This window comes from Metabacillus sp. FJAT-52054, assembly GCF_037201815.1.
GTDB lineage: Bacteria > Bacillota > Bacilli > Bacillales > Bacillaceae > Metabacillus_B > Metabacillus_B sediminis.
In genome coordinates this window covers 2,315,554-2,339,608 of record NZ_CP147407.1, presented here as the reverse complement: position 1 = coordinate 2,339,608, position 24,055 = coordinate 2,315,554, and the positions used below count along the sequence as shown (strand labels likewise).

Sequence of the window (24,055 nt, the reverse complement as noted above, 5' to 3'; positions counted from 1 at the left end):
GGGAGGGGATCGCTTGGAAAAGGTAGATATTTTTAAAGATATTGCTGAACGCACCGGCGGTGATATTTATCTTGGCGTTGTCGGAGCAGTTAGAACAGGAAAATCTACATTTATTAAAAAGTTTATGGAATTAGTGGTGCTTCCAAACATCGGCAGCGAGGCGGACAAAGCGCGTGCCCAGGATGAATTGCCTCAAAGTGCAGCCGGAAGAACCATTATGACGACAGAACCAAAATTTGTACCGAATCAGGCTGTCAGCGTCCATGTGGAGGATGGCCTGGAAGTGAACATCAGGCTTGTAGACTGTGTCGGGTACACAGTCCCCGGTGCAAAAGGGTATGAAGATGAAAACGGACCAAGGATGATTACGACTCCTTGGTATGAAGAGCCTATTCCTTTCCACGAAGCTGCTGAAATCGGGACACGCAAAGTGATTCAGGAACATTCAACGATCGGTGTGGTCGTGACAACGGACGGATCAATTGGAGAAATTCCAAGAACGGATTATATCGAAGCAGAAGAACGCGTCATTGATGAGCTGAAAGAAGTGGGTAAACCGTTCATTATGGTTATCAATACAGTTCAGCCTTACCATCCTGAAACAGAGAGACTAAAGGCGCAGCTTAATGAAAAGTATGATATCCCTGTGCTTGCGATGAGTGTAGAAAGCATGAGAGACAGCGATGTCATGAATGTCCTGCGAGAGGCCCTTTATGAGTTTCCTGTGCTTGAAGTAAACGTCAATCTTCCGAGCTGGGTCATGGTGCTTAGGGAAAACCACTGGCTCCGCGAAAGCTACCAGGAAGCGGTTAAGGACACAGTAAAGGATATTAAGCGATTAAGAGATGTAGACAGAGTCGTGAGTTTCTTCAGTGAATATGAATTTATTGAACGGGCAAGTCTTGCCGGAATTGAAATGGGGCAGGGGATTGCGGAAATCGATTTATATGCACCGGATTATCTTTACGATGATATCCTTCGTGAAGTTGTGGGAGTGGAGATCAGAGGGAAGGATCATCTTCTCCAGCTTATGCAGGATTTCGCTTACGCAAAGGCAGAGTACGACCAGGTTTCAGATGCGCTGCGTATGGTGAAGCAAACCGGATATGGTGTAGCTGCTCCTGCATTGTCAGATATGAGTCTTGATGAACCGGAGATAATCCGCCAGGGTTCGAGGTTTGGGGTGAGGCTGAAAGCGGTCGCTCCATCTATTCACATGATTAAAGTGGATGTTGAATCAGAATTCTCACCGATTATCGGAACAGAGAAGCAAAGTGAAGAGCTGGTCCGATACTTAATGCAGGACTTTGAAGATGATCCGCTTTCCATTTGGAATTCAGATATTTTTGGACGATCACTCAGTTCCATCGTTCGAGAAGGAATACAGGCGAAGCTTTCTCTAATGCCGGAGAATGCAAGATACAAGCTGAAGGAAACGCTGGAGAGAATTATTAACGAGGGATCAGGCGGACTGATCGCGATCATTCTATAAAAGCACCTGACCCGTCCAATTAGGAGACGGGTTTTTTTGTGTTTATTTACATATAAGACACTTAGCCAGTAAATAAAAAGCCTTGATTTAAGGAGATCTATCCGAATAGGAGGGGGACTTTGCAGGCAATTGCCAAGTCGGGCCAGCTGCCTCACGCGGGTTCAAGCGGATTTCTGCTGCGTTAGGTATTCATATCAGACAAAAAGAAAGTGGCCTCATATAAATAGAGTACGGATGATGGGAAAAGACAAGCGTTTAATAAATAGAGAGAGGAGGAAAATAATGATCGTTACACCCGGCTTTGCCGCTGCAACCATTGTTTTCTTTTTTACCATGATACTCGTTATAACAAGGCCGATGAAATTGAATGAAGCTGTTTATGCATGTGCAGGAGCAATAACCGTTATGCTTTTAGGGATTGTATCCTTGGCAGATATAGCGGAAATATACTTTAAAATTGAAGATGCCTCGATTACCATTATTTCTAATTTCATTCTCGCTCTGATTCTTGATAGAATTGGATTTTTCCAGCTTGTGGCAGAGTATCTGATTCGATTATCCAGGAATTCAGGACCAAGACTTTTCTGGCTGACAGCTGGACTTAGCTATTTAATGACACTGCTCTTTAATAATGATGGATGCATCTTAATTCTAACCCCGCTGCTTATTAAATTGCTTAATGCCACCTCTTTTAAGAAGCATGAAAAATTTCCGATTCTCTTAACAAGTGCCCTTGTAGCTACTGCTTCCAGTGCACCAATAGGAGTCAGTAATATCGTAAACTTAGTGGCACTCAAAATTATCGGCATGTCCCTGCATGAACACGTATGGATGATGTTCCTGCCTGCTACGCTTGGGGTTGTATTTTTAACTTTTCTTTTGTACGGATTGCTGCGAAAGAGTATTCCCAAAACATTTGTCTCAAAACCATTCTCTCCGGATTCAAACCGATTTCATCATCCCCTCAAACCCCTTAATTCAGCAAAAATCAATCCTAAGCACGTTCTGATGATCTGCTCCTTTATTCTTGGGATGAGAATTATTTTAATAAGCAGCTCTATGCTCGGTTTATCTTTATCCTTTCTTTCCATTGCAGGAGTGCTGCTTCTATATCTGTTCACTCGAAAAACGTATCAGATATCGATGAGACGAACGCTAACGAAGGCTCCATGGCACGTGTTTCTATTTGCGTTTGCTATGTATATTCTGATTTATGGTTTAAACAATGTGGGAATAACAGCTGAATTGACAAAGTATATGGCCGATATGATTAAAAGTATGCCTCTTGCCGAATCTTCAATGACAATTGCACTTGTTACAGCAGCTCTGTCAAACCTGATAAACAATCATCCGGCATTGATGCTAATGATGATGGCGCTATCAGACCTGCATCTCAATCCAATAATTCTTAAAGCTTCGTATATGGCGATTATTATCGGCAGTGACATTGGTTCTCTCGTAACGCCGATCGGAACGCTTGCCACATTGCTTTGGCTGTATATTTTAAAAGAAAACGGGATCAAAATTAAGTGGAAGAGCTATATGAAAGTAACACTGCTTGCTATTCCATTAACTGTAGTGGTAACCGTTTTCTTCCTGCTTGGCTGGATATATCTCAACATAAATATGTAAAACCAATGAGATTTTCTCATTGGTTTGTGTTTTTTATGGCAAATGAGCTGCCTTAACGTGGCTGATTTTCAGATAAATGGGCTGTCCGTCTGCTTTTATCAGTTCCATCATGTTTTGTTCGATGTTTTTGAGAAGTCCTATTTTTTCAGGATTTTCTGCTAAATCAAAAACGAGCATCTGGCCGGTATATTTCTTTAGCTGCTCTTCTAAATTCCGATTTACACTTAATCCTGCAATCGTAACAGGCAGCTCCTGGCTGTTTAATGTATAGGGAGTAGTATTAGCGGGATATGGAATCAGCCACTTCAAATGATGAAGGGAAATCAGTACATTTTTGAAGACAGGTGAATAAAAAACCAGATAGTCATTCAACACATTCGTAATATATCCATGCAGAGATTTATTGCCGGTCACGTAAATTTCTGCAAATATTCCCTTCGCCTGATTCAGCGTTTTGCGGTAAGAAATCTGTTCATCAGACTTTACCGGTTTTTCTGGAATTTCACCTTCAAAACTCTCCATTTCAGATGTCTGCTGGATGCTGTGAACGTGCAGAAGGGGGATATAAAGGTGCTGAGTGCCGTTGAATAAAACGATGATATCCAGTCCTGCGTCTACTAAGTGTCCTAAAAATTTCACTTTGCCGGTAATTTCTGCTTCAACCGGTTTTCCGATCAGCTGTGTGTAAGTCAACGGTCGCTCCTCCTTGCAGTTATTGAGTGCTGCTTATCTTTTCCAATGGAAATCCACTGTTTTCGTTACTTGAGTATACACTCTGTCGTAGCTGCGTTCGCGGACCGGTTCACTTTTCTCGTTCGCTTCCTGGTTGTTTTTATTTGAGTCCTGGGATTTGTTTTCATTTTCTTCGTTCCCATTTTGATTTTCTTCTGCATTGCTTTCTTCTTCATTGGACATTTTGGCTTTAATGCTGCGAACGTGTCCTGGTTCAATAACGATGGATTCTTTTTTTCCTTCCAAGACATATCTGCCGCGGCCCTGCTCATACAAGGTTCCTTCTGCTTTTTCAGGACCGCCGCTATGAATGGCTATTTCAGATCCTCTGAGTGCTTGAAACAATCTGTCGTAGCTATGTGCAAGAAAGTATTCATCCTCACAGCCGCAATCCTCTTTTCCTTCATTTTCCTGCTCGTTTTCTTGTTCTTTGCTGATAATGCCTGCAAGGCTTTTAATATGATACATGCTGATATAAAGAACATCTTTTTTGGATTTTACAATGACAAAGTCACTTTTTACGTCCAAAATTGTCCCTTTTACAGAATCTGGTCCGCCCTGATTGATTTGAACTTCTTCGCCTTCATGCATGCGAAGCAGGCTGCGGAAATTGCGAGAATAGTAATAATCAGGAATTTCCTGTGCTTTCACGTCTTCTTTCTGTGCTTCTGCTTCTTCCAATCTTGCTTCAGCTTCAGCAGCAGCTAATCTTCTTTCCGCCTCTTCGGCTGCTAATTCTCTTTCTGCTTCTTCAGCTGCAACTGCTCTTTCATCCGCTTCTTGTTCTGAATTGGATTCTGCGGTCACGCTTTTAACGTGGTGAAGCTGGTAGTAAACAACCGGACTTTTAGGACCAGGTTTTTCTACGGCTAAAACGAGGAAATCTGTACCTAAATCAAGGAGCGTCCCTTTTTTGGCTTCAGGGCCGCCGCGGTTAATTTTCACTGTTTCGCCCACATAGGATTTCCAGTATCTTGAGTTTTGCTTTTGTTTCATCATTCTTCCTCCTCGGAAAATGTCCATAGTAGTTATTTATAATGCATTTATACTCACCCATGGCATAAGTTGAACCAAGATTAGAACCCAAATTTAGCAAAACAGCAGCAATTGGTTCTGTTGCCTACTTCCATCCTCTGTTGGACAATTCCCTGGATAAAAAATCGTTTCTAGCCTGAATAAAATCTTTAATAAAGCGTGGCTCCTGTCTAAATTCCTGTACATATTTCCCGACATAAGGATCTCCTTGAACTTCTGGTTCCAATTGGGCAAACAGATCATCAATCATTGGAGTAATTGTTTTGGTAGTAAATGTTTGATCCAATAAACTGTTCATAAGCCCTGCATAAATATTTTTAAAAGATTCGATGGCCAGGAGTCTTGCAGACAGTGTATTGTATCCCTCAATTCTGACGTATTCAGCTCCCATATCGGTCCCATTCACGTCTCTTCCAAAGGTTGCATCATAATCCCAGGGGATAATAATAAATTGATTGGTCTGTTCATCCAGCAATAGTGCGTAATTGTGGACAAAACCGTCAAAGTTTTGCAGGCAAACGACACCTGCCAGCCAAGACAAGTACTGACGGACATTTATATATTCAGTAATTCTTTTTTCAAATTCCTGATGTGTGGCCGTATTTACAAATACAATAAATTCAGTTAGCCTCATTAGCGCTGATTTATTGCCTGATTTAAGTTCATATCCCTGAAGCAAGTTTTTTTTCAGCGACTTATCAAGGTCACTGTGAAGAGAAAAGTTAGCGTCTCCATCAATTGCATAGATGATGGAGCACGGATTAAGCCTGTGTTTTTCTGCGAAATCTTCATTTACAGACTCAAGTTTCAAATAAATTCCTTCGTATTTTCCATTTATATAAAATTTTACATATTCCCAGTGAGGGACAATCAGTCCGATTAAATCCAGGAACTTAAATGACAATGCATTTCTCATAAAAGAAGGATCGTAATATTCAGCATTTAAATGGAATTCACTTTCTCCCTTCACCTTTTTCCTTCCTGCATGATTAATAAAATATGATTTTTTCTTCGCTTTCCTTGTATGTGCTCCCCTGTATGCTATTTCGGCATGAACCTTTATTTGATCCTGAAAGACAAGTGTAGCAGGGAGAGGTTCATCGTTCCACAAATCTCGTCTAAGTTCAGTCAAATGACGGGGAGTGATGGAACAATTCAGCTTTTTGATGGATGCTTCGGCAGAGTTCATATTCATCACACCTTTTTGATGGTATGCCATCTTATGCAAAGACAACTAATCTTTGTTAAAGGGCACGAGTATATTTTCAAAGTGTGGGACAACAAACCAAGCAATCGCAGACGCTGAAGCGTATTCTAGAGCATAAAGAATAAAGGGGGTTAGAAAATATATGACACAACATGATATTTTTGATGCTCATCAGCTTGCTTTAGAAAATGGTCTTGAAGGATTTTTGTTTCAAGATCCCTCTGAAGCAGAGGTAGAAGAGATGTTAATGATGCCTCCGGGAAGAAGCCGCCGTTCCGGCAGAGGATCACGCAGAGGCAGCCGCCGCTCAGGCAGAGGTTCACGCAGAGGCAGCCGCCGCTCAGGCAGAGGTTCACGCAGAGGCAGCCGCCGCTCAGGCAGAGGTTCGCGCAGAGGCAGCCGCCGTTCCGGCAGAGGTTCGCGCAGAGGCAGCCGCCGTTCCGGCAGAGGATCACGCAGAGGCAGCCGCCGTTCCGGCAGAGGATCACGCAGAGGCAGCCGCTGCTCTGGCAGAGGTTCGCGCAGAGGTACAGCCCGCCGTTCCGGCAGAGGTTCAAGAAACAGAAATCCATGGGTTTGCCGTTCTATTCGCAGAAGCGGAAACTAACATTAGGTTTTGAGAAAGGCTGGTATAACAGCCTTTCTTTGTTATTTACATAATATGGAAAACAGGCTGGGAAATGCCTTATAATGCTCATAATCCCTTTAATATCAACGAATTTCATCGTTATTTCTTGCTAAGGCAAATTAATTATGATAATCTACTAACAGCATTTAGAGAATAATTTCTCTCTAATGGTCAGATTTGCCTAAAATATGCGCTATTTAAGCGGAAAATCATTGAATTCTCTTTTGGTATCCGTTAAGATAAGCGTGTTAACAGTAAAAGCTTGATTTAACGTATATTTCAGGCGATTTCTGTGAAGAAATGTAATAACAGCTTAACTGTTATTCTACCCATTCTTGGGAGGAGGTGAAAGGCATGAACAAAACAGAACTAATCAATGCAGTAGCTGAGGCTAGCGAACTATCCAAAAAGGACGCGACTAAAGCAGTTGAATCCGTTTTCGATACGATTCTTGACGCGTTGAAAGACGGCGATAAAGTACAACTTATCGGTTTTGGTAACTTCGAAGTTCGCGAGCGTGCAGCCCGTAAAGGTCGCAACCCGCAAACAGGTGAAGAGATTGAAATCCCGGCAAGCAAAGTGCCTGCTTTCAAACCAGGTAAAGCTCTTAAAGATGCTGTTGCTGGCAAATAATTAGCACATTCTTTTATTTGTGTATGGCATGAGCAAATACATACACGTTTCTTCACAGATGGCCCCTTTTTAAGGGGCTTTTCATTTGTTTTCTGCAAAGTTGATGGGTATCGTAATCCCAAGACCAGCAATACATAACTATTCATATGCTGCAGAGCATCCAGGAAGGGTCTAGCTTTTGCTTTTAAACTCTTTGATGTGCTAAAATCTGAATAAAACGAACGAAAAAAACTTTTGACATGTAAGCAGGAGGCAGCTAAATGAACGAGATTAACCACGGGAAAATTGAAGAAGCTGTAAAACTAATCCTGGAAGCGATTGGAGAAGATCCAAACCGCGAAGGGCTGATGGATACCCCTAAAAGGGTAGCCCGCATGTATGCGGAAATTTTTTCAGGCTTGAATGAAGACCCTTCTGAACACTTCAAAACGATCTTCGGGGAAGACCATGAAGAACTCGTCCTTATAAAAGACATCCCATTTTACTCAATGTGCGAACATCACCTTGTCCCTTTTTACGGTCATGCCCATGTTGCCTATATTCCAAAAGGCGGCAAAGTAACCGGACTGAGCAAAATGGCCAGGGCTGTTGAAGCAGTTGCAAAGCGCCCTCAGCTGCAAGAGAGAATTACGTCGACTGTAGCAGACAGCATTTTAGATACGCTTGATCCGCATGGGGTTATGGTTGTAGTAGAAGCTGAGCATATGTGTATGACGATGCGGGGTGTCAAAAAGCCAGGTTCAAAAACGATTACTTCTGCAGTCCGAGGGGTATTTCAAAACGATCAGGCAGCAAGAGCAGAGGTACTTTCCCTCATACGCAGCTCTTAATAATTTTTAATAGATGGGCGGTAAAGCAGAATGAAAAATCCGGCAAATGATTTTGTGGTCATTAAAGCGATCGAAGACGGTGTCCACGTTATCGGACTGACACGAGGTTCCGATACACGCTTTCACCATTCAGAGAAATTGGACAAAGGCGAGGTAATGATTGCCCAATTTACAGAGCATACATCTGCAATAAAAGTACGCGGAAATGCAAAGATTCTGACCAGCCACGGAGAAATGGAAAGTGATCCCAGAAAATAGGCGGCGCTTAAACAGAGAGCAGGCTTCAAGGCGTGCTTCTCTAAGCGCTTCAATGGACGAATACTTATTTAGGGATGGTTAGGGCACAATATGCTATAATTAAATGTGCCGGTCTTGACTTTTACGTCTTTGCTAGCATGTCGAATGGACGATTAAATGATTAGGGGACAAGGGTGATTTCTTTGCAGAACATCTATGAAACTTTGGCGGAATTAAAAGAGCGGCTGGATTTGAAATTGAGCCATCCGTATTTGGCGCGCTTTTTATCTTCACCTGTAGTGGATGAAGATAAATTGCTTCTATTCTATGCAATTTTAGATGAAGCTCCTGTAACAGAAGAGGAAAAGAAAAATTATACGGTCACAGCTATGCTGGTCCAGATTGCCCTTGATACCCATGATAAAGTATCGACTTCTGTTCATGTAGAGAAAGGGCAGTTTTTTAAACGGCAGCTTACTGTCCTGGCCGGGGACTATTACAGCGGCCTTTATTATGCTCTTCTGGCAGAAATGAATGATGTCAGGATGGTTCGAACGTTAGCAACGGCGATAAAAGAAATCAATGAACATAAAATAAGGCTATATGAGGCATCAAACATGGATATTGAAGAAGCGGTAAAAAGTATGATTGTAATTGAAACAGCACTTTGCCAGCACCTTTCAGACCATTTTGGTATTGACCTATGGAAAGCGGTCTCCAGAAAATTCCTTTCATATAAACGCCTTTCCGCTGAGAAAATGAAAATGGTATCCGGCAGTTCATTGATGATGAAGAAATATTCATCAGAAAAAGGACCCTTTCAGGATGTAGAAACAATTCGGACGGACTTAATAAAACGTTGCAATTTTTATTTTGATGAGGCGGTTTCACTTGTTGAGAGAAGCCTTGAAAGCTCACATACCATGAAGCAGGCTTTGCTTGGCAGGCTTGAAAATATGAGATTTCATGAGGATACCTTATCCACTAAGCTTGCGGAAGAAGGGTTTTAATAATGCAGCAGTCAAAAGAAGAACGGGTACATGGGGTATTTGAGAAAATTTCCCCGCATTACGATAAAATGAATTCAGTAATCAGCTTTCAGCGCCATGTTGCCTGGCGGAAGGAAACCATGAAACGCATGAACGTACAGTCCGGGGAAAAGGCGTTGGATGTTTGCTGCGGTACAGCAGACTGGACTCTTGCTCTTGGTGAAGCGGTTGGTCCTGAAGGGGAAGCAGTCGGGCTTGATTTCAGCCAGAATATGCTTTCAGTCGGTCATGAAAAAGTAAAGAAATCCGGAATGCAGCAAGTCTCTCTCCTTCATGGCAATGCGATGAAGCTTCCGTTTCAGGACTCAACATTCGATTATGTAACCATTGGATTTGGATTGCGCAATGTTCCTGATTACATGACCGTCCTTAAAGAAATGCAGAGGGTGGTAAAGCCCGGCGGAAAAGTGGTTTGTCTGGAAACCTCACAGCCTGAAATGCCTGGATTTAAACAGCTTTATTACACTTATTTCCGATACGTAATGCCAATGTTTGGAAAGGTGTTTGCAAAGAGCTTCAAAGAATATTCCTGGCTTCAGGAATCAGCTAGAGACTTTCCTGGAATGAACGAGCTTGCTGACATGTTCAGATCAGCAGGACTGGAAAAGGTAGAAGTTAAGCCTTATACCGGTGGAGTAGCTGCGATGCATATGGGCTCCAAACCTGTTAAATAACACACTTGATTGTTGGTGGATTGAATGAAATTTAAAAATTTATATACCTTTTTAAACAAAGATTTGGATGTGATTGAGCAGGAGCTTGAAGATGTGGTTCAATCCAGTTATCCGATGCTTAGCGAAGCAGGACTTGATATGCTCCAGGCAGGCGGAAAACGGATACGTCCGGTTTTTGTTCTCCTTTCGGGAATGTTCGGTGACTATCATATCGACAAAATCAAGCACGTTGCTGTGGCACTTGAAATCATTCATATGGCTACACTCGTTCATGACGACGTTATTGATGATGCTGAACTCAGAAGGGGAAGACCCACAGTCAAAGCAAGGTGGGACAATCGAATTGCCATGTATACCGGGGATTATTTGCTTGCAAAATCACTTGAACAAATGACGGCACTCGAAGATCCGCTCGCACATAAGATTCTCTCTAAGACAATTGTCGACGTTGTCATCGGAGAAATCGAGCAGCTTAAAGATAAATACCGATACGAACAGACAATGAAGGATTATTTGAAGCGAATAAAAAGGAAAACCGCCATATTGATTGCAACAAGCTGTCAGCTTGGGGCTATATCTGCCGGAACAGATCCACAGCTTCATAAAAAATTGTATTGGTTCGGCTATAATGTAGGAATGTCTTTTCAGATCATTGATGACATTCTTGATTTTACTTCCTCTGAAAAGCAGCTCGGAAAGCCGGTAGGAAGCGACCTTTTGCAAGGGAATATTACACTCCCTGTGCTGATCGCGATGGAGGACCGGAATTTAAAAAATGAAATTATGAAAATAAGCTCTGACACAAAGCCTGATGAAATCAAACCGATTATTGACGCCATAAAAAAATCAGGTGCGATTGAAAAATCATATGATGTAAGCAATCGGTATCTTAACAAAGCTTTCGCATTGCTTAATGAAATGCCCTCCAATAAGGCGAGAAGTACAATGCACTCGATTGCGAAATATATTGGGAAAAGAAAAATTTAACCCATTTCTCCACTCCTGATTGTAAATTACCATTAAAAATGGTACGATTCTAAAGGGTAAATGAAAACCCATACATAATTTGACGGGGTGGAGAATTGTGGAAAATACTTTTTTGATGGTCAAACCTGATGGTGTTCAAAGACAACTAATCGGGGAAATTTTGCAAAGGTTTGAAAGAAAGGGCTTTCAATTAGCCGGAGCTAAATTAATGCAAATTTCTCAGGAGCTTGCTGAAGAACACTACGGGGAACATAAGGGGAAAAGTTTTTATAATGAGCTGGTAGAATTTATTACTTCCGGTCCGGTTTTTGCAATGGTATGGCAAGGGGAGAATGTCATCGAAACGTCCCGCCAGATGATGGGCAAAACAAATCCGAAGGAAGCACTTCCAGGCACCATCAGAGGGGATTATGGTGTGATTGTCGGGAAGAACATTATTCATGGATCTGACTCGCCTGAAGCTGCTGAAAGAGAGATTGGTCTTTTCTTTAAGCAGGAGGAGCTTGTTGGATACGAAAAACTAATGAATAGCTGCATTTATTAATTTTTGCGGTCAGCCTGCCAGGCTGGCCTTTTTTTGTTTACTCCTCCCATTTTGAACTCATTTTACGCTATACTCATTTTAAAGAATTTACAGAGAATTAAATACAGGAGAATAGAATATATGGATGAATACCAGCTTTTTGCAAAGAATATTTATCAGCTTACAAGGATTGATCTTAGTTTATACAAAGAGGCACAAATGAAAAGACGGTTAACCTCTTTATATGAAAAGAAAGGGTATGCCTCCTTTACCGTTTATTTTCAGGAACTGAAAAAAAGTGACGCGCTTCTGCTTGAATTTCTGGATCGGATGACGATTAATGTATCCGAATTTTTCCGCAACAGCAAGCGCTGGGAAGTGCTTGAGAAAAAGGTTCTTCCAGAGCTTTCAACGGATAGAACCAAGCTTAAAATTTGGAGTGCTGCCTGCTCAACAGGTGAGGAACCATATACTATTGCGATGATCGCCAAGAATAATGGGATAAAGGAACCTTGGATCCTTGCAACGGACCTCGATGATAACGTTCTTGCGAGAGCAAAGCTTGGGTTATATGCAGACAGGGCGATTAAAGAGGTTCCGGAGCTGATAAAAAGGAAATACTTTCATTCACTGGAGGATTCATTTGAAGTGAAGGAAGATATTAAAAAAATGGTACAGTTTAAAAAGCATAATCTTCTTTCAGATTCCTATGAGAGCCAGCTCGATCTGATTGTATGCCGTAATGTGCTGATCTACTTTACTGAAGAGGCAAAAGAAATCGTATACAGTAAATTTAGCCAATCTTTAAAAAGAGGCGGATATTTATTTGTAGGGAGCACGGAACAAATCTTTCATCCAGATAAATATGGCTTTGAGTCAACAGAGCCGTTTTTCTACCGCAAAAAATAGGAAGATGCTACTTTTTATAAAAAATCTATGGTATAGTGTCTTATAATAAATTTATACATAAAAGCGTTAACGCGTTGAAGGGAGAGTCCGTCGATGAGATATTTAACATCAGGTGAGTCACATGGACCGCAGCTGACAGCAATTCTTGAAGGAATTCCGGCAGGTCTGCACCTGACTGCGGAAGACATCAATCATGATTTGGCCCGAAGGCAAAAAGGGCACGGCAGAGGCCGGAGAATGCAAATTGAAAAGGACCAGGTGTTTATTGCCGGCGGCGTGAGGCACGGGAAAACGCTTGGTTCTCCTATTGCTTTGATCGTTGAAAATAAAGACTGGAAGCATTGGACAAAAATTATGGGTGCTGAGCCAATTGAAGAAAATGAAGAAGCTGAAGTCAAGCGGCAGATCAGCCGTCCGAGACCCGGGCATGCAGATTTAAACGGAGCCATTAAATACGGGCACCGTGACATGAGAAACGTGCTGGAACGTTCTTCTGCGAGAGAAACAACGGTCAGGGTAGCTGCTGGAGCGGTGGCAAAGAGAATTCTGGAGGACTGCGGGATTAAAATTGCCGGGCATGTCCTTGAAATCGGCGGAATACGCTCTGAACATGCACCGTTTTCCAGCGTAGACGAATTAATTGCTAAAACAGAAGATTCTCCTGTCCGCTGTGCGGATGAAAAGGCAGCAGTTAAAATGATGGAAGCCATCGATCTGGCTAAAGAAAATGGAGATTCCATTGGAGGAATAGTAGAAGTAGTCGCAGAGGGCATGCCTCCCGGTGTAGGAAGCTATGTCCATTACGACAGAAAATTAGATGCGAAAATTGCTGCGGCTATTATGAGCATAAATGCTTTCAAAGGTGCTGAAATCGGCATTGGCTTTGAGGCGGGAAGGCTGTTTGGAAGCCAGGTTCATGATGAAATTGCCTGGGATGAGAGCCGTGGCTACTACAGGAAGACGAATCGTCTTGGGGGTCTTGAAGGCGGCATGACGACTGGTATGCCGATTATCGCCAGAGGTGTTATGAAGCCGATTCCGACGTTGTACAAACCGCTGCAAAGCGTCGATATTGAAACAAAAGAGCCTTTTTCTGCGAGTATAGAACGATCTGACAGCTGTGCTGTTCCAGCAGCAAGTGTTGTAGCTGAGGCTGTCGTTGCCTGGGAGCTTGCAGCGGCAATAACAGAGCAATTTGGTCAGGACCGTATGGATTTGATCAGGGAAAATGCTGAGAAAATGCGGCAGCGTGCGAGGGAATTTTAATGGAATCCGTTATGGTAGCAGCTGGTGAATTGTCTTATCCAGTACTGATTGGGAATCAAGCCCTTGAGCTGTTGGATAAGGTGCTGGCTGACGGGGGAACAGTTCCTGAAAAAATTCTTCTGATTACAGATGATACGGTACACAGACTTTACGGTAAACAGGTTAAAGAAAGGCTTGAAAAAATTTCTCCTGTTGCAATGTTTGCTGTCCAGAGCGGTGAAGAAGCAAAATCTTTTGAACAGTATTACGCGATCCTTACATATGCACTGGAAAAAGGCTTGGACAGGAAAAGTATGATTGCAGCACTCGGAGGAGGGGTTGTAGGGGACCTTGCGGGTTTTGCTGCCGCTACCTTTATGAGAGGAATTCCTTTTATACAAATTCCCACCACCCTACTTGCCCATGACAGCGCTGTTGGAGGCAAAACGGCTATTAATCATCCAAAAGGCAAAAATATGATCGGTGCATTTTACCAGCCAAAGGCCGTTTTTTTTGACCCTCAGTTTTTAGAAAGTCTCCCTGCTGAGGAAATGCGGTCTGGGATGGCTGAAGTAATCAAGCATGCCATGATTGCTGATGCTTCCTTTCTTTCATGGCTGCAAAAAGATCTTTCAGCTGTAGTGAATCCAAATGCAGACCAGCTTGCCACGATGATCAAAGAAGGAATAAAAATAAAAGCGGGAATTGTTTCTCAGGATGAAAAGGAGACGGGTGTCAGGGCTTATTTGAACTTTGGTCATACGCTTGGCCATGCTATTGAGGCAGCGCTTGGCTATGGCAGAATAACGCATGGAGATGCCGTAGCTGCAGGAATGCTTTTCGCCAGCTGGCTAAGTGAAAAAGAGCTTAATGCCGACCTGTCTGCTGGTGAGCTAAAGGATTGGTTCAAAGAGATTGGATTTCCAGTTGCTGTACCGGAAGAGCTTTCTTCTGAAGAACTGATGAATTTTATGCTCAGTGACAAAAAGACGGCATCCGGCAAAGTAAATATGGTGCTCCTGAAGGAAATCGGAACACCTGTAATCCATTCGTATCTTCCTGAGAGACTTCAAGACTTGCTGGAAGAATTCCGAAAGGAGGAGATTGTTTGATTAGAGGGATTAGAGGCGCTACGACATCTCCTGACAATACAAAGGAATCGATTTGGGCCGTATCTGAACAGCTTTTCAGGAAAATAGCCGCAGATAATCATATCGTTCCTGAAAACGTATCAAGTGTCATTATTACGGCAACGAAGGATCTTGATGCTGCGTTTCCTGCAAAGGCACTAAGGGAATTAGATGGGTGGAAGCATGTACCGGTTATGTGCATGGCAGAAATCGCCGTCCCTGGAGCCTTGGAAAAATGCATCCGCGTTATGATAAACGCAGATACAGAACTGAAGCAGGATCAGGTACAGCATGTTTATTTAGAAGGAGCTGTGGTGTTAAGACCGGATTTGCTTCCATCGCAGTAAACTCTTCAGCGTTGACATAGCATCGCAAACGTACTAGAATATTCAATAAGTTCAAGAGAGTAATTAGTTGAGAGCAAGAGCAGAGAAGAGTTTAGGGTAGCTGAGAATGAATGAGTATAGCTGAGGAATCACTTTCTTGTATATGATTCGGACTATGCTGCCCAAAGACATACATATGTATGTTTTTGGGCTTATTTTGTTATAGGCGGTATGCTTATATTATTTCGCATACCCAAAATGCATAGCCGGTCAAAAAACCTCCGACTCATCCCATTCTCCTCTGCAAAATTAGAGGAGGAACCAGGAATGAACCATTCAGATTTACCCTCATTTTTACATGATGCAAAAGACTTCCGGACAATCCCGGTCGTCCACACCTACAAAATTGATACATTAACTCCCATTCAAATTTTTAATGCTTTAGAAAAACAGGCAGTTTATATATTGGAAAGCAGCGATCGTGAATCCAGCTGGTCCAATTATTCATTTATCGGGTTAAATACAGTCTTTACCATAGAAGAAAAACAAGGACTATTTACAATCCGGGACAAAAACGGCTGCAGTAAATATGAGTCTTCCAGTTTTTCAGATGTGTTCAAGAACCTTGATGATTCACTGCAAATTAAGCTTCCCGAGATTCCCATCCCATTTAAGGGAGGAGCGGTTGGCTGTATTGGATATGATTCCGTCAGTCTTTTTGAAAAAGTTAAAAAGCATCCCGGATTGAATCCGGCAGAGCCAGTATGCAGCCTTGCTGTATGCAGCACATATATAGCATTTGATCATACCGAGAATCAGCTGTACATTATCGAATTTTCCTTTTTGAATGGAAAGGAAGAAGAGGCAGAGCTCATTTCCAGGTATCAAAAAGCAGATGCAAAAATCAATAGCATTCTGAAGGAGCTTGAAGAGAATAAGCCGCTGAAAGAAATGTTTTTAAGCTATGATCATAGGTCAAACGTTCGTTTTGATGAGGTCCAATCAAACATGAAAAAAGAAGAATTCATTGAAAAAGTCGAGAAGATTAAAAAATATATTGCTTCAGGCGATGTTTTTCAAACAGTCCTCTCCCAAAGATTCGAGGTCCCGATCCAGGCAAATGGATTTGATTTATACAGAATTTTGCGAAAGGTTAATCCTTCTCCCTATCTCTTTTATTTAAAAGCAGACGGGATTGAAATCGTGGGAAGCTCTCCTGAGCGATTGATCCATGTTCAAAACGGCCATTTAGAAATTCATCCGATTGCAGGTACAAGGAAGAGGGGGAGAAATGATCAGGAGGATGCTGCCCTGGGAGAAAGCCTGCTCGGTGATGATAAAGAAAAGGCGGAGCATCTGATGCTTGTTGATCTTGCAAGAAATGATATTGGCAGAGTAGCAGCCTATCATTCTGTTAAAACCGAAAACTATATGGAACTGACGTATTTTTCCCATGTTATGCACCTGCTTTCCAAAGTGACCGGACAGCTGAGGGAGGGGATCCATCCGACTGATGCATTGCTTGCTTCGTTCCCTGCAGGAACGGTTTCCGGAGCACCGAAAGTGAGGGCGATGGAAATCCTGCAGGAACTTGAGCCCACCCCAAGAAATCAATATGCCGGGAGCATTGCTTATATCGGGTTCGATGGCAACATTGACTCATGCATTGCCATCCGTACAGCTGTGGTGAAGGGCAATAAAGCCTATGTCCAGGCGGGGGCAGGAATTGTTGCTGATTCTGTGCCGGAAAGCGAGTATGAGGAAACACGAAGCAAGGCAAGCGCATTGATTAAAGCAATCGAGCTGGCAAACGATCATTTTGGCAAGGAGGTCCGTTATGAAAAACATCCTATCACGAGCCGTTGAAGGTACATTTTTTACGAGACTAGAGGCGAAAGAGGCCATGCTTGAAATCATGGAGGGGCAAGCCACACCAAGCCAGATTGCCAGTTTTTTATCCATCTTAAGATTAAGAGGAGAAACCGTGGAAGAAATCATCGGCTTTACTGAGGCGATGAAAGAAAAAATGATTGTGATCCACGGATTGGAGAGTGCCGTTGATACGTGCGGAACGGGAGGGGATCATGCCTCGACCTTTAACATATCCACGTCTGCTGCCATTGCAGCTTCATCTTTCGGGGTGAAAGTAGCCAAACACGGAAACCGTTCATTCACCTCCAAGAGCGGGAGTGCCGATGTACTGGAAGAATTGGGTATCAAGCCTCTGGAAACCCCTCGGGAGGCAGCGGCAGAAGTGGAAAAAAACCACATGGGATTCCTGTTTGCCCCCCTGTACCATACGTCGATGAAGCATGCAGTTAATCCGAGAAAGGAAATTGGGTTTAGAACGGCCTTTAATCTTCTCGGGCCGCTCGCTAATCCGGCGAATGCTTCAAGACAGGTGATTGGGGTATTCTCAGATCGTTATGCGGAACTGATGGCTAAAGCGCTATGCGAGCTTGGAACCGAACATGCCCTGCTGGTAACGGGAGCAGACGGACTTGACGAAATTACGATCACAGATGAAACGAATGTATTGGAAGTGAGGGGCGGAGAGATATCACGGTATACAATATCTCCTGAGGAATTTGGAATGGAGCGCGGGAATCCGCTTGACTTGAAAGCAGCCAATCCGAAGGAAAGCGCCTCACTTATATGCCAGGCATTTCAAAATAAAGGGCCTGAAGCCGTAAAGGACATTATTTCCTTAAATGCAGGAGCTGCACTTTATACAGCCGGATATTCCGGCAGTCTGAAAGAAGGGGTCCGCTTATCCAAACAAGCCCTCATATCCGGTAAGGCACTTGCACAGCTAGAGAGACTGCAAATGAAAAAGGAGGAGAAATATGCTTAGCCAAATCCTTGACCATAAAAAAACAGAAATCCTTGCCTATCAGAAACCAGAGGATCAAAAGCTCCCAAAGCGGCCGTTTTATCAAGCGCTGAAAAATCCGAAACGAACGATCGGACTGATTTCAGAAGTGAAGAAGGCTTCTCCTTCAAAAGGAATTATAAAAGATCTTTTTTCTCCTGAAATTCATGCAAAACAATATGAGCTTGGAGGGGCCGACTGTTTGTCTGTGCTGACTGACAGCAAGTTCTTTAAAGGGGAAAACAGCTATTTGAGTCTTGCAAAGCGTGAAACGAGCTTGCCGGTTCTAAGGAAGGATTTTATCGTGGATCACATTCAAATAGAAGAGTCTGATCTTATCGGTGCTGATGCCATTCTTCTGATTGGAGAAGCGCTGGATCCTTCCTTGCTTGCGGAGCTGTATCATCATGCAAAAGAGCGCGGGATGGATGCTTTAGTAGAAGTCCATTCTGTTCAGATTCTCGAGAGAATTTTAAAAGAGATCTCGCCTGAGCTGATCGGTGTAAACAACCGTGACTTGACCACATTTCAGACAGACATCAGAAGAGCAGGGGAATTTACCGGTTATATCCCAGACGGGTCATTATTAGTAAGTGAAAGCGGAATTCATACAAAAGCTGATCTGGATGCAGTAAAAGAATTCGGTGCACATGCCGTTTTAGTTGGAGAGTCGCTCATGAGGCATCAGGATCAGGAGCAAGCAATAAGAATTCTGTTTGGTGAAGCAGAATGAAGCGTCCGCTCCTTAAGTATTGCGGCAACAAAAGCAAGGAAGATTACAGACTGTCAAGCCAGTCAAAAGCGGATTTCATTGGATTTATTTTCACCGAAAGCAAACGGAGAACCGAACCTTCTGAAGTAAAAGAATGGATAGACGAGTTTGGGAAAAACGGTAAGAAGCATGTTGGAGTTTTTGTGAACCCAGCGCTTGAAGAGGTTGAGGAAGCATGCCGAATCTTGAATTTAGATGCTGTTCAATTTCATGGAGAAGAATCCCTTCCTTTACTGGAAGAGTTTAAACAAAGGAACAGCCAGGAAATATGGAAAGCGATCAGGCATGATGAGTCTGCATTGACAAAGATGGCTCAATATGGACCCTGTACAGATGTATTTTTAATTGACAGCCATGTAAAGGGCTCATGGGGCGGAACGGGAGTGGCCTTTGACTGGTCATTAGCCGGGAGGTATTTAGAGCAAGCAGAGCAAATGGGCAAACCGTGTTTCATTGCTGGGGGTGTTGCCCCTGATAATGTTCAAGACCTTTTAAGGACGGAACCGGCAGGAATTGACCTTGCAAGCGGAATTGAGCGGAATGGAAGCAAAGATGCAGAACTGCTGAAAAATTTTGAGAAGAGGGTGTTTGATTATGTATCCGGACATTAAAGGAAGATATGGAGATTTTGGAGGGAAATTTGTTCCTGAGACGTTAATGGAACCGCTTGAAGAGCTGGAAAATGCCTACCGTGAAGCAGCTGCGGACCCCGCATTTAAGGAAGAATATGTGCATCTTCTTAAGGAATACTCAGGAAGACCCACAGCGCTGACATTCGCTGAAAATCTCACGAAATCAATAGGCGGAGCGTCCATCTATTTAAAACGTGAGGATTTGAATCATACAGGAGCACACAAAATTAATAATGCAATCGGACAGGCGCTGCTCGCGAAAAGGATGGGCAAGAATCAGCTAATCGCAGAAACTGGTGCAGGCCAGCATGGAGTGGCTGCCGCTACGGTCGCAGCAAAGTTTGGTATGAAATGCAAAGTGTTTATGGGTGCTGAAGATGTTGAAAGGCAGCAGCTGAATGTCTTCAGAATGGAGTTGCTCGGAGCCGAAGTTGTGCCTGTTCACTCGGGGAATAAGACCTTGAAAGATGCAACAAATGAAGCAATCAGATACTGGGTGCAGCACTGCGAAGATCATTTTTATATGATTGGCTCTGTAGTTGGTCCCCACCCATATCCTATGATTGTAAGAGATTTTCAGAAAGTGATTGGAGAGGAATCCAAAAAGCAATTTGCAGAAAGAACGGGCGGGCTGCCAGATAAAGTGATTGCTTGTGTAGGAGGGGGAAGCAATGCAATCGGCATGTTTCATCCTTTCCTGCATGATGATGTCGAACTTATTGGGGTGGAAGCCGCAGGTAAGGGAATCGATACACCGCTTCATGCAGCGACCATTACAAAAGGAACGAGTGGTGTAATCCATGGCTCCTTAACCTATCTGATTCAGGATGAATTTGGACAAATCATTGAACCGTATTCCATTTCAGCAGGACTTGATTATCCGGGCGTCGGTCCTGAACATGCCCATTTAGCTGACACAGGAAGAGTTCAATATATTTCCGCTACAGATCAGGAGGCTCTTGATGCACTCCACAGGACCGCTAAAGAGGAAGGGCTGCTTGCAGCCATTGAATCGGCGCATGCGCTGGCGAAGGCGTTTATAATCGCTGAGACGATGTCACCGGAACAATCCATTCTCGTATGCTTGTCCGGACGCGGAGATAAAGATGTTCATACCCTTATGAAAGCATTGAAAGGAGAAGTGGATCAAGATGAATTACTTTCAGTCTCTTCTGGATCAAAATAAAAAACTATTCATTCCTTTTATAACAGCAGGCGACCCTGATGCAGAAGCCACTGTTGACCTCGCCCTGGCTCTTCAAAAAGCAGGAGCATCAGCAATTGAGCTTGGCATTCCTTACTCTGATCCGCTTGCAGACGGGCCTGTTATACAGCGTGCTTCAGGAAGAGCGCTAAAACAGGGAATGAATATTGTAAAAGCAATGGAACTTGTACCTCAAATGAGGGAAAATGGAGTAGAGATTCCTGTCATTCTGTTCACTTATTACAATCCTGTGTTACAATTGGGGGAAGAAAACTTTTTCGCTTTAATGCGCGAAAATAATGTGGATGGTCTGCTCATTCCGGATTTGCCGTTTGAAGAAAATGAGCGGATCCGCACCCGCTGCAAAGCTGAAAATCTTTATTTTATCTCAATGGTAGCCCCGACATCTTCTTCCCGGTTGAAGAAAATTGCACAGGCATCGGACGGATTCCTTTACTGTGTTTCTTCTTTAGGGGTAACCGGCGAGCGGAAAACGTTTGATCAAAACGTGTTTCAATTTATTAATGAGGTAAAAGCTGTCTCGCCGATTCCAGTTGCAGTGGGATTTGGGATTTCCTCAGGTGAGCAGGCCAGAAAAATGAATGAAGTCGGTGACGGCGTTGTTGTGGGAAGCTCTATCATTCGCAAGCTCGAAGAACTTCACGATCAGCTGCTGTCTGAAGCTGACCGCAATGAAGCCCTTCAAAAGGTAGAAGCCTTCGCCAGATCATTCGTTCAATCTGTCTAGGGAGAGGTGTTTGTGATGGAAGTAAAAAGCCAGCTGCTTGATTTAAAACCTTATCAGCCGGGCAAACCAATTGATGAGGTTAAGAGAGAATACGGTCTTAATCATATTGTGAAATTGGCCTCTAATGAGAATCCATATGGGTATTCCCCTAAAGCAAAGGAAGCCATTGAAAGGGAACTGAGCCAGCTTGCTCTTTATCCGGATGGATACAGTACGGAGCTCCGCGAGAAACTTTCGGCACTTCTTCGAGTGGATAAAAATCAGCTTATTTTTGGCAATGGGTCAGATGAAATTGTGCAAATCATTTGCAGATCCCTGCTCGATCATCAGTCCAATACGGTCATGGCTACACCAACCTTTCCTCAGTACCGGCATAATGCAGTCATAGAAAATGCTGAAATCAGAGAGGTGCCTCTTAAAGGGGGAGAACACGACCTTGATGCGATGCTTGCTGCCATTGATGAATACACGAAGGTTGTCTGGGTATGCAGCCCGAATAACCCGACAGGAAACTATGTGGATCAGAGCCGCTTAGAGTCATTCCTTGAAAAAGTGCCAGCCTCTGTGCTCGTTGTTCTTGACGAAGCGTATTATGAATACGTAACGGCAGAGGATTTTCCGAATTCGCTTCCCTTACTGAACACGTACGAAAATGTCATGATTCTCCGGACGTTTTCAAAAGCCTACGGACTTGCTGCACTAAGGATCGGATATGGAATTGGCTGCAAAAGCCTGGTTCAGAAAATTGAGCCGGCAAGGGAGCCCTTTAATACAAGCAGAATTGCACAGGCTGCAGCACTTGCAGCACTGGATGACCAGGAATTCATCGAGAGCTGCCGGATCCGAAATAAAGCCGGTTTGCAGCAGTATTATGCTTTCTGCGAAGAAATGAAGCTTGCCTACTATCCTTCTGAAGGAAATTTCATCCTGATTGATTTCAGCCGTGATGCGAATAGCTTGTTTCAGCAGCTGCTTGAGCGCGGATATATTGTCAGATCAGGTGCCGCTTTAGGGTTTCCAACCTCATTGAGAATTACCGTGGGGTCTGAGGAACAAAACCGTGAAATTATAGATTTATTAAAAACGATGCTCTAAAGAGGCATGAAGCTTCTTTTGCGTTTTAAAAAAACTCTTTTCTAGAGCGGGATGTTGTTTTTAACTCCTGCTGATTGGAGCAGAATGCGTGAGACTTCCTGCGGCAGCAAGCGGGACTGGTGAGACCCCGAAAGAGGATATCGCGGTGGAAGCTCAGTGCCCGCGCCGCAGCAAGCAAATCAGCAGCCAGGTTTCATAGCTTTTATAAAAGACTGCTGTTTTAAATAGCTTCTTTAAATGAATCCTGTTTAGGCTGGCGGGAGCGGAAATCAGCCTGACAAAACAGCAAAACTTGCGAAAGCAGCTTTCTAAAATGATCATCATCAGATTTCTCACCTTACGTTAGGATGTGCCGATATGAGAAACAATCTGTTTTTTATTGGACTTGGCCTCATTGGCGGGTCTTTAGCAATGGCGGTAAAAAAAGAACATCCCTCTTGCAGAATTGCGGGGTATGATATTGAACCTGAACAAGCCCAGCTTGGTGTAACGCTGGGTGTGATTGACGAGGCTGTTCTCTCAATTGAGGATGGTGCAAAGCATGCAGACTGTATCATACTGTCTGCACCGGTTCAGCAAACATTGCTAATCATGGATCAATTGAGCAAGATGACTTTGAAAAAAGGAGTCATTATTACGGATGTAGGCAGCACGAAAGAGACGATTGCCCTTCATGCGAATAAGATTTTTACTGAAGATATGATTTTTATAGGCGGGCATCCTATGGCTGGTTCACATAAGTCTGGTGTTTCAGCGGCAAAAGCCCACCTTTTTGAAAATGCATTTTATGTGCTCTGTGATTCAAGCGAAGAGCATGCTCCATACATAGAAGAATTAAAAACCCTATTTGCTGGAACAAAAGCAAATTTTGTCATCATGAATCCTAAGGAACACGACCTGATAACAGGTGTAATCAGTCATTTCCCGCATATTATCGCTGCCGGGCTTGTCCATCAGGCCGTTCAGCACGAAGAAGAAAATCCGCTTACGAGAAGGCTTGCAGCCGGCGGCTTCCGTGATATTACGAGAATTGCTTCAAGCAGTCCGGCAATGTGGCGTGATATTTTGCTTCAAAATAAAGAACATATGCTGCAGCTTTTTGATAACTGGCTTCAGGAAATGGAGCGGGTCCGCGATTTTCTTAAATGGGAAGACAGCAGTGCGATTTATCAATATTTTAATGAAGCAAAGGAATTTCGGGACGGGCTGCCGGTCAAACAGCAGGGAGCCATTCCGTCCTTCTATGATTTGTATATAGACGTACCTGACTATCCTGGTGTGATTTCAGAAATTACCGGATACCTTGCAAAGGAAAAAATAAGCATTACCAATATTAGAATTATCGAAACGAGAGAAGATATTAACGGAGTCCTGCGGATTAGCTTTCAACGGGAAGCAGATCGTGAACGGGCAAAAAATTGTATTGCAAAATACACAAGCTACGGAACGTTTTTTGGCTAGGA

General features: G+C 43.3%; 25 protein-coding genes. 22 read left to right on the top strand and 3 right to left on the bottom strand.

What is annotated here, in order from left to right; all coding sequences use genetic code 11:
- Nucleotides 1–13 precede the first annotated feature (13 nt).
- A complete protein-coding gene (gene spoIVA, locus WCV65_RS12245; RefSeq protein WP_035408616.1) occupies nucleotides 14–1,492 on the top strand; it encodes a stage IV sporulation protein A in 1,479 nt (492 codons plus the stop codon).
- Nucleotides 1,493–1,774: 282 nt separating this feature from the next.
- Complete coding sequence (locus tag WCV65_RS12240) at nucleotides 1,775–3,124, top strand: ArsB/NhaD family transporter (protein WP_338776805.1); 1,350 nt, start codon at nucleotides 1,775–1,777, stop codon at nucleotides 3,122–3,124.
- A 33-nt stretch (nucleotides 3,125–3,157) separates the two neighbouring features.
- Here the strand turns inward: WCV65_RS12240 and WCV65_RS12235 are convergent, their stop codons facing one another.
- The 3 genes from WCV65_RS12235 to WCV65_RS12225 form a co-directional block, all read right to left on the bottom strand.
- The gene (locus WCV65_RS12235; RefSeq protein ID WP_035408620.1) at nucleotides 3,158–3,817 is read right to left on the bottom strand and encodes a hypothetical protein; all 660 of its coding nucleotides are present in this window, start codon (nucleotides 3,815–3,817) and stop codon (nucleotides 3,158–3,160) included.
- 33 nt (nucleotides 3,818–3,850) lie between these two features.
- Nucleotides 3,851–4,852, bottom strand: a complete 1,002-nt coding sequence (locus tag WCV65_RS12230) for a DUF2642 domain-containing protein (RefSeq protein WP_338776802.1) — start codon at nucleotides 4,850–4,852, stop codon at nucleotides 3,851–3,853.
- A gap of 124 nt (nucleotides 4,853–4,976) precedes the next feature.
- Entirely contained in the window at nucleotides 4,977–6,080 is a 1,104-nt protein-coding gene (locus WCV65_RS12225; RefSeq protein WP_338776800.1) for a CotH kinase family protein, read from the bottom strand.
- A gap of 160 nt (nucleotides 6,081–6,240) precedes the next feature.
- Here WCV65_RS12225 and WCV65_RS12220 point away from each other — a divergent pair, with 160 nt between their 5' ends.
- The 20 genes from WCV65_RS12220 (at nucleotide 6,241) to WCV65_RS12125 (ending at nucleotide 24,053) form a co-directional block, all read left to right on the top strand.
- A complete protein-coding gene (locus tag WCV65_RS12220) occupies nucleotides 6,241–6,705 on the top strand; it encodes a hypothetical protein (RefSeq protein WP_338776798.1) in 465 nt (154 codons plus the stop codon).
- A 375-nt stretch (nucleotides 6,706–7,080) separates the two neighbouring features.
- Nucleotides 7,081–7,359: a non-specific DNA-binding protein Hbs gene (gene hbs, locus WCV65_RS12215; RefSeq protein WP_035408626.1), complete on the top strand. Its 279-nt coding sequence runs from the start codon at nucleotides 7,081–7,083 to the stop codon at nucleotides 7,357–7,359.
- Between the two features lie 260 nt (nucleotides 7,360–7,619).
- Complete coding sequence (gene folE / locus WCV65_RS12210; RefSeq protein ID WP_035408628.1) at nucleotides 7,620–8,189, top strand: GTP cyclohydrolase I FolE; 570 nt, start codon at nucleotides 7,620–7,622, stop codon at nucleotides 8,187–8,189.
- Nucleotides 8,190–8,219: 30 nt separating this feature from the next.
- Nucleotides 8,220–8,447, top strand: coding sequence for a trp RNA-binding attenuation protein MtrB (gene mtrB / locus WCV65_RS12205; protein ID WP_035408631.1), 228 nt, complete (start codon nucleotides 8,220–8,222; stop codon nucleotides 8,445–8,447).
- Between the two features lie 173 nt (nucleotides 8,448–8,620).
- Nucleotides 8,621–9,436, top strand: coding sequence for a heptaprenyl diphosphate synthase component 1 (locus tag WCV65_RS12200; RefSeq protein ID WP_051860708.1), 816 nt, complete (start codon nucleotides 8,621–8,623; stop codon nucleotides 9,434–9,436).
- Nucleotides 9,437–9,438: 2 nt separating this feature from the next.
- The gene (locus tag WCV65_RS12195) at nucleotides 9,439–10,149 is read left to right on the top strand and encodes a demethylmenaquinone methyltransferase (protein ID WP_338776795.1); all 711 of its coding nucleotides are present in this window, start codon (nucleotides 9,439–9,441) and stop codon (nucleotides 10,147–10,149) included.
- Nucleotides 10,150–10,173: 24 nt separating this feature from the next.
- Nucleotides 10,174–11,136 carry a heptaprenyl diphosphate synthase component II gene (gene hepT, locus WCV65_RS12190; RefSeq protein ID WP_035408637.1) on the top strand — a complete coding sequence of 321 codons (963 nt, stop codon included), beginning with the start codon at nucleotides 10,174–10,176 and terminating at the stop codon, nucleotides 11,134–11,136.
- A 94-nt stretch (nucleotides 11,137–11,230) separates the two neighbouring features.
- Complete coding sequence (gene ndk / locus WCV65_RS12185; RefSeq protein ID WP_197491558.1) at nucleotides 11,231–11,680, top strand: nucleoside-diphosphate kinase; 450 nt, start codon at nucleotides 11,231–11,233, stop codon at nucleotides 11,678–11,680.
- 120 nt (nucleotides 11,681–11,800) lie between these two features.
- Complete coding sequence (locus WCV65_RS12180; RefSeq protein ID WP_338776792.1) at nucleotides 11,801–12,568, top strand: protein-glutamate O-methyltransferase CheR; 768 nt, start codon at nucleotides 11,801–11,803, stop codon at nucleotides 12,566–12,568.
- A gap of 93 nt (nucleotides 12,569–12,661) precedes the next feature.
- Nucleotides 12,662–13,834, top strand: coding sequence for a chorismate synthase (gene aroC / locus WCV65_RS12175; RefSeq protein WP_338776790.1), 1,173 nt, complete (start codon nucleotides 12,662–12,664; stop codon nucleotides 13,832–13,834).
- Nucleotides 13,834–14,925, top strand: a complete 1,092-nt coding sequence (gene aroB, locus WCV65_RS12170) for a 3-dehydroquinate synthase (protein ID WP_035408648.1) — start codon at nucleotides 13,834–13,836, stop codon at nucleotides 14,923–14,925. The genes aroC and aroB overlap by 1 nt, the downstream gene beginning before the upstream one ends.
- Nucleotides 14,922–15,290, top strand: coding sequence for a chorismate mutase (aroH, locus tag WCV65_RS12165; RefSeq protein ID WP_035408651.1), 369 nt, complete (start codon nucleotides 14,922–14,924; stop codon nucleotides 15,288–15,290). The genes aroB and aroH overlap by 4 nt, the downstream gene beginning before the upstream one ends.
- 306 nt (nucleotides 15,291–15,596) lie before the next feature.
- A complete protein-coding gene (gene trpE / locus WCV65_RS12160; protein ID WP_338776788.1) occupies nucleotides 15,597–17,135 on the top strand; it encodes an anthranilate synthase component I in 1,539 nt (512 codons plus the stop codon).
- Complete coding sequence (gene trpD / locus WCV65_RS12155; RefSeq protein WP_035408656.1) at nucleotides 17,107–18,123, top strand: anthranilate phosphoribosyltransferase; 1,017 nt, start codon at nucleotides 17,107–17,109, stop codon at nucleotides 18,121–18,123. The genes trpE and trpD overlap by 29 nt, the downstream gene beginning before the upstream one ends.
- On the top strand, nucleotides 18,116–18,874 hold the full coding sequence (trpC, locus tag WCV65_RS12150; RefSeq protein ID WP_035408659.1) for an indole-3-glycerol phosphate synthase TrpC: 759 nt from the start codon (nucleotides 18,116–18,118) through the stop codon (nucleotides 18,872–18,874). The genes trpD and trpC overlap by 8 nt, the downstream gene beginning before the upstream one ends.
- Nucleotides 18,871–19,524 carry a phosphoribosylanthranilate isomerase gene (locus tag WCV65_RS12145; RefSeq protein ID WP_338776787.1) on the top strand — a complete coding sequence of 218 codons (654 nt, stop codon included), beginning with the start codon at nucleotides 18,871–18,873 and terminating at the stop codon, nucleotides 19,522–19,524. Before trpC ends, WCV65_RS12145 begins: the two co-directional genes overlap by 4 nt.
- Nucleotides 19,502–20,731 carry a tryptophan synthase subunit beta gene (trpB, locus tag WCV65_RS12140; RefSeq protein ID WP_156505822.1) on the top strand — a complete coding sequence of 410 codons (1,230 nt, stop codon included), beginning with the start codon at nucleotides 19,502–19,504 and terminating at the stop codon, nucleotides 20,729–20,731. Before WCV65_RS12145 ends, trpB begins: the two co-directional genes overlap by 23 nt.
- Complete coding sequence (trpA, locus tag WCV65_RS12135; RefSeq protein WP_035408664.1) at nucleotides 20,697–21,497, top strand: tryptophan synthase subunit alpha; 801 nt, start codon at nucleotides 20,697–20,699, stop codon at nucleotides 21,495–21,497. Before trpB ends, trpA begins: the two co-directional genes overlap by 35 nt.
- Before the next feature lie 15 nt (nucleotides 21,498–21,512).
- Nucleotides 21,513–22,592 (top strand): histidinol-phosphate transaminase, encoded by a 1,080-nt coding sequence (hisC, locus tag WCV65_RS12130; RefSeq protein ID WP_338782275.1) that lies wholly within the window; start codon nucleotides 21,513–21,515, stop codon nucleotides 22,590–22,592.
- A 357-nt stretch (nucleotides 22,593–22,949) separates the two neighbouring features.
- Nucleotides 22,950–24,053, top strand: a complete 1,104-nt coding sequence (locus WCV65_RS12125; protein ID WP_338776785.1) for a prephenate dehydrogenase — start codon at nucleotides 22,950–22,952, stop codon at nucleotides 24,051–24,053.
- The last annotated feature ends 2 nt before the right edge of the window (nucleotides 24,054–24,055 follow it).

Coding starts and splice junctions, on each gene's coding strand:
- aroB (WP_035408648.1), top strand. CDS start 13,834: ATGGAATCCGTTATGGTAGCAGCTGGTGAATTGTCTTATCCAGTACTG.
- hbs (WP_035408626.1), top strand. CDS start 7,081: ATGAACAAAACAGAACTAATCAATGCAGTAGCTGAGGCTAGCGAACTA.
- WCV65_RS12240 (WP_338776805.1), top strand. CDS start 1,775: ATGATCGTTACACCCGGCTTTGCCGCTGCAACCATTGTTTTCTTTTTT.
- trpA (WP_035408664.1), top strand. CDS start 20,697: ATGAATTACTTTCAGTCTCTTCTGGATCAAAATAAAAAACTATTCATT.
- WCV65_RS12125 (WP_338776785.1), top strand. CDS start 22,950: ATGAGAAACAATCTGTTTTTTATTGGACTTGGCCTCATTGGCGGGTCT.
- WCV65_RS12145 (WP_338776787.1), top strand. CDS start 18,871: ATGAAGCGTCCGCTCCTTAAGTATTGCGGCAACAAAAGCAAGGAAGAT.
- hepT (WP_035408637.1), top strand. CDS start 10,174: ATGAAATTTAAAAATTTATATACCTTTTTAAACAAAGATTTGGATGTG.
- mtrB (WP_035408631.1), top strand. CDS start 8,220: ATGAAAAATCCGGCAAATGATTTTGTGGTCATTAAAGCGATCGAAGAC.
- WCV65_RS12195 (WP_338776795.1), top strand. CDS start 9,439: ATGCAGCAGTCAAAAGAAGAACGGGTACATGGGGTATTTGAGAAAATT.
- trpE (WP_338776788.1), top strand. CDS start 15,597: ATGAACCATTCAGATTTACCCTCATTTTTACATGATGCAAAAGACTTC.
- folE (WP_035408628.1), top strand. CDS start 7,620: ATGAACGAGATTAACCACGGGAAAATTGAAGAAGCTGTAAAACTAATC.
- WCV65_RS12225 (WP_338776800.1), bottom strand. CDS start 6,080: ATGAACTCTGCCGAAGCATCCATCAAAAAGCTGAATTGTTCCATCACT.
- aroC (WP_338776790.1), top strand. CDS start 12,662: ATGAGATATTTAACATCAGGTGAGTCACATGGACCGCAGCTGACAGCA.
- WCV65_RS12180 (WP_338776792.1), top strand. CDS start 11,801: ATGGATGAATACCAGCTTTTTGCAAAGAATATTTATCAGCTTACAAGG.
- hisC (WP_338782275.1), top strand. CDS start 21,513: ATGGAAGTAAAAAGCCAGCTGCTTGATTTAAAACCTTATCAGCCGGGC.
- trpD (WP_035408656.1), top strand. CDS start 17,107: ATGAAAAACATCCTATCACGAGCCGTTGAAGGTACATTTTTTACGAGA.
- WCV65_RS12220 (WP_338776798.1), top strand. CDS start 6,241: ATGACACAACATGATATTTTTGATGCTCATCAGCTTGCTTTAGAAAAT.
- WCV65_RS12230 (WP_338776802.1), bottom strand. CDS start 4,852: ATGAAACAAAAGCAAAACTCAAGATACTGGAAATCCTATGTGGGCGAA.
- trpC (WP_035408659.1), top strand. CDS start 18,116: ATGCTTAGCCAAATCCTTGACCATAAAAAAACAGAAATCCTTGCCTAT.